This window comes from Luteibacter sp. 329MFSha, from assembly GCF_900111665.1.
Classification (GTDB): Bacteria; Pseudomonadota; Gammaproteobacteria; order Xanthomonadales; family Rhodanobacteraceae; genus Luteibacter.
Window position 1 is genome coordinate 1 of record NZ_FOJE01000007.1, and the last position, 4,785, is coordinate 4,785.

Genomic DNA, 4,785 nt, shown 5'->3' on the forward strand with positions numbered 1-4,785 from the left:
ACCTACCACGTCGGACGCGACGTGCACTTCTACATGCCCAAGCCCAGCCTCGTCGCCAACGACGGCGGTAGCATGACCTTCGCCTACAAGGTGCTACGCACCACCGGAACCCTGTACTCGGAGAAGGCGACCTTCACCATCGGTGCGGCCAACGAGCCGTTCGAGATCGATTCCTCCCCTGTCGACCTCTCGGGAAGCGCGACCTATACCCGCGAGGCCACCGGGGGAACGCCTCCATACGCGTACACGTCGAGCGCACCCGGAATTGTCACGGTGCCGGACCCGGCGAAGGGCGATATCCGTGCCTTGGCCGACGGCGACGCAGTCATCACCGCGCGTGACAGCCGCGATGGCATCGGCAGCTACCCGGTCACCGTAACCGGCAACGCCATCGTGCTCCGCCCGCCGAAACCCGATTTCCTGGTGAGCGGATCTATCGATGTCGGTCTGATCACGGACTCACGTGGCCTGCGCGTCGTCGTGGAAACGTATGAGGGCATGGCGGCCGGTCAGCGTATCGAATTGCGATGCATGGCCCCCGAGGGCGTCCACACGCCCGCGGTGCAGACCGTCACGACGGTCGTCGATCATGAGTTCTACATTCCGAAGTCCTTCATCGAAACGATCGTCGCCAACTTCGATCCGGCGATCGCCGCCTTCGATTACTCGGTCACGCCGGTATCCGGCATTCCGGTTCGATCCACACAGGTCAACGTCATCTTCCGCGAGGCGTAGCGAGGCACGGACGCCATCCATGCAAAGGAGACAACGCGATGCAAACCCGAATCATCGGCCCGGTCGCGCGATGGATCACCGCCTCCATCGTCGGCCTCGCCATCGCCGCATGTTCCCACACGCCCTCGCGGCCACCTGTCGCGCCCGCTTCCGACGCGCGGGTGGAGTCCACCCGCGCCCAGGCGAGCATCACCATCACAGGCAACGTCGTTGCAACGACGGGCCCGAAAACGGGCGCGAGCATGACGCTCGATCCCGATGACCCATCGAAGCTTCGTGTCAGCTGGGCGTGGTCCACCAGCCAGGCGGACTATGGAAGCGACATGGTCCCGTCCGGCTACGTGGTCGGCCTTTTCATCTGGAACGCGAACCAGCAGAAGTGGTCGGCGTTCAAGGTCGGCTCCGCTTCAGGCAACGCGGCCAGCTGGGCGGACCGCATCAGGACGTTCCACGATCTCTACCCCACCGGCGCCATCAACGAACTGGCACCGGGAACGTTCACGAGCGGCACCTGGTGCGTGAGGCTCGCGGCGGCAAGCACCCCGCAGACGGGCGGCGTGTTCATCGCGGCACCGGGTGCGACGGAAAGCTGCGTCACGGTACCGGCACGTCGCCAGCGATTCCAGCATCGATAGCGCTCGATATTGTGCGCGGCCAAGGCTGCCGTGCGGCAAGCCTGCCGCCCGGCAATGACAGTCATCTGGATGAGGATTACGACCATGAGGCACCCCACGTTCACAACCCGCTCCCTCGGGAACACGCTGCTCCTGGTTCTGGCAACCGTTGCGACGTCGGACGCATCGGCAGGAACCACGGCCAAGGCGACCTATGACGGAAAAGACACGGTCATCTACATCCACTGGGAACCTGCCGAAGCCAGGCGCCCCGGCGACCCTCCGCCGCCCGGATACGACGGCGATGTACCCGCTGAATTCCGGAGCTGCAGCAAGCAAGCGCTAGTGGGAGAGGCAGCCGATTCACTGAAGTACTATTTCGACGATAGCAACTCGTATATCGACTCCCGGCCGCAGCAACTGCTCACCACGATTCGCCCATGGACAACCGGATGCACGGGCGACGCGTTTTTCCGCGGTGTGACCAGCCTGAATGGCAACCCCTTCAAGGTAGTCATTCCGAATCGCAACGTGATCGGTCAAAGTCTCTGCTATGGAGGAAGGAACGTCTTTGGCGACGCCGGTAAGTTCGTCGATGGCACCTGCACCAAGGTCGAGAGCGATTCGCAGCCGTGAGCTCCACGACCTCCGTGGTAGCCGTCGGCACGGTAAAGCTGGCGGCGCCAATCATTGCCTGGTGACGACAATCACTCAAGGAAGGTTAAGGCCATGATGCGATCCACATACGCGAGACGTTCTTTCGGGTGCGCTCTGCTCGTGCTTCTTGCAATCGTCATCTCGTCGGTCGCGGGTGCGACGACGACGACCAAAGCGACCTATGACGGAACGAACACCGTCATTGAAATCACCTGGACCCAAGGTGGCGACGGCGAACGACCGCGAGAATTCAGATATTGCGACAACTCTAGTGGGGCGCAAGCCAATTCACTCAAGTACTTCTTCAACGGCAGTAACGGGTACATCGATTCAAAACCGCAACAGATGCTCACCTCGATCAGGCCATGGCCGTACGGGTGCGACGGCCTAAGCTATTTCAAGGGTGTTGTTCAAGTGTATGGGAATCCGTTTCGAGTAATCATTCCTGGCCGGAACGTCATGGGCCAGAGCCTTTGCTATGGAGGAAGAAACGAGGACGGAGACGCCGGCAAGTTCGTCAACGGCACCTGCACGACGCTCGAAAGCGAAAAGCCACCGGTGATCTGCACGGTCGCCTCAGCGACCGTCCCGCATGGAGACCTCACGGTTCCGGCGGTGGCAGGGAACGTCAAGAGCGTGGCAGTGAGGGTCACCTGCACAGGCGGTGCAGCGGTCGTCCGTGTGCGCGCCGTGCGAAGTGCGAGCAATCCCACGGCGACCTTGCCGTTGCGAAGCGACAGCTCCGTCACATCGCACCTGACCGTCAATGGATCCGACGGTGCTAGCGGCGCCCTGGTCTCGGTGGGAGCGAATCAGGCAGTCGACGTCACGCTGACCTCGACGCTTTCGGCCAACGCTCCCGCCGCTGGCAACCTGCTTGGCAACGCTGTCATGATCGTCGACGTGCAATGACGAAGCGTGAATCACACGCGCGAAAGACCGATCCGAGGGCCGATGTATCGCGCCCGACTCGACAACAAACGCAACCGGAGTCACTCGTCATGGAAGACAACCGCACCCAGCCCTCCACCGCCCCCAGGGCCCAGCCGGCCCCGCCCTACATCGCCAGCACCGAAGACGGCGGCCTGGGCTACTTCGACCTGAAGCAGGATCCCGATGCCGACATTGTCACCCGCATCGACTGGACGTTCGCGAAAGACGATACCGCGAAGGTCATCGGACCCAACGGCAAGGAGCTCGGCAGCACCCCGGTGCTCCAGGCGGCCGCGAGCGTGACGATGCTGATCCCCGCCAAGACCTTCGTCGAACTCGGCGACGGCACGCACCTCATCCGCGCGCGCGTGCGTGACGCCATTGGCAACGAGTTCGATTCCCCGGAGCGCGACCTCGTCATCAAGCTTTCCGTCCCGGGCGGCCTCGACACCGACGTCAGCACGCCGTACATCAACGAGAACCTGGCCGCGCCCACGATCGTGCCCGACCCGATCGAACCGGCCACACCCTCGGCCACCGTCACCGTTCCCAAGTACGACAACATGGCGGTTGGCGATGTCGTCACGCTGCGCTGGGGCCATACCGGCAACGATCTGACCATCGGTCCGCTGACCGACGCCGAGGTCGGCAAGCCCGTCGTCTTCACCGTGCCGCGCAGCGTCATCGACGCCGGCAGCATCGGCCAACAGAACGTCAACTACAAGATCTACGACACCGTCCATAACTGGTCGCTGTGGTCCCCCACCGCGCTGGCCAACGTCAGCGATCCCGATGCGCTCGAAGCCCCCTACATCTTCGAGGCCAACCTCGTCGATGGTCTCGATCAACTGGACATGACCGCGCTCGACGGTGCCGACCCCACCGCCGTCGTGGAGGACGGCAGGCTCATTGCCGGTGACATCCTCGTCTTCCATCTGGTCGGCACCGGCGCCAACGGCAACCCCGTCGAATACGACAGCGAACCGGTCACTTATCTCGGTCGACGCCTGAAGCACCCCCTGCCCAACGACGTCTTCACCCCACTGATCCAGGGCAGCTGCCAGCTGTGGTACACCGCCACGCGCAACACCCGTGCGATCCCACGACGCTTCGCCCGCGCCATTCCGCACCGACTCGTCCCACTGGACCGCAGTCTACCGGCCGAGTTTTTCACCTCCCGTCGCTACGCCCTGAGCGTCACCGGTTCGCTCGTCGCCCTGGCCGCACCGTGGGTAAAACAAGCCATCGGCGACACGCTCGATCCGGCGAACGTCCCCAACGGCGCCAAGGTGATCATCGAGGGCAATCCGGTCATCCTGCCCGATACCACGGTCGAATACCTCATGAGCGCCACCGGCGCCGGCGGCAACGCGGTCGTCGACGAAGGCTATCGGGACATCACCCCCGGCACCACCTTCCCGCTGACCTTCATCACCCCCGCCAACAAGATCGCCGCCGCGGCCGGCGGCACCGCCGTCTTCAGCTACACCGTCATCTCCTATGACGCCCGCGGCTCGCGAGGCCGGGCCAGCCTGCCCTCGAAGAAGGCCACCTACCGCATCACCGGCGCCGACGCGCCCTCGCTGCCGGCGCCGACCGTGCCCGTGTCCGACAACGGCGCCATCGATCCGGCGCTCGTCGCCGACGCCATCGGCCTGCAGATCGACATCCTCTACCCCGGCATGGTCGACGGCGACAGGATCACCCTCAACGCCGAGGGGAGCACCGGAACGACGTGGGACGACGTCATCACCTACCACGTCGGACGCGACGTGCACTTCTACATGCCCAAGCCCAGCCTCGTCGCCAACGACGGCGGTAGCATGACCTTCGCCTACAAGGTGCT

Annotated in this window: 5 protein-coding genes; all 5 read left to right on the forward strand. The window is 63.9% G+C overall.

Annotation, left to right across the window (positions count from 1 at the left end; all coding sequences use genetic code 11):
- Positions 1–72: 72 nt before the first annotated feature.
- On the forward strand, positions 73–735 hold the full coding sequence (locus BMW54_RS18310; protein WP_139206143.1) for a hypothetical protein: 663 nt from the start codon (positions 73–75) through the stop codon (positions 733–735).
- A gap of 38 nt (positions 736–773) precedes the next feature.
- The gene (locus BMW54_RS18315) at positions 774–1,370 is read left to right on the forward strand and encodes a hypothetical protein (RefSeq protein WP_090059117.1); all 597 of its coding nucleotides are present in this window, start codon (positions 774–776) and stop codon (positions 1,368–1,370) included.
- An 84-nt stretch (positions 1,371–1,454) separates the two neighbouring features.
- Positions 1,455–1,985 carry a hypothetical protein gene (locus BMW54_RS18320; RefSeq protein WP_139206144.1) on the forward strand — a complete coding sequence of 177 codons (531 nt, stop codon included), beginning with the start codon at positions 1,455–1,457 and terminating at the stop codon, positions 1,983–1,985.
- Positions 1,986–2,126: 141 nt separating this feature from the next.
- Positions 2,127–2,918 carry an MrpH family fimbial adhesin gene (locus BMW54_RS18665; protein WP_139206145.1) on the forward strand — a complete coding sequence of 264 codons (792 nt, stop codon included), beginning with the start codon at positions 2,127–2,129 and terminating at the stop codon, positions 2,916–2,918.
- An 89-nt stretch (positions 2,919–3,007) separates the two neighbouring features.
- On the forward strand, positions 3,008–4,785 hold a 1,778-nt coding region (locus BMW54_RS18330), incomplete at its 3' end, for a hypothetical protein (protein ID WP_217642681.1).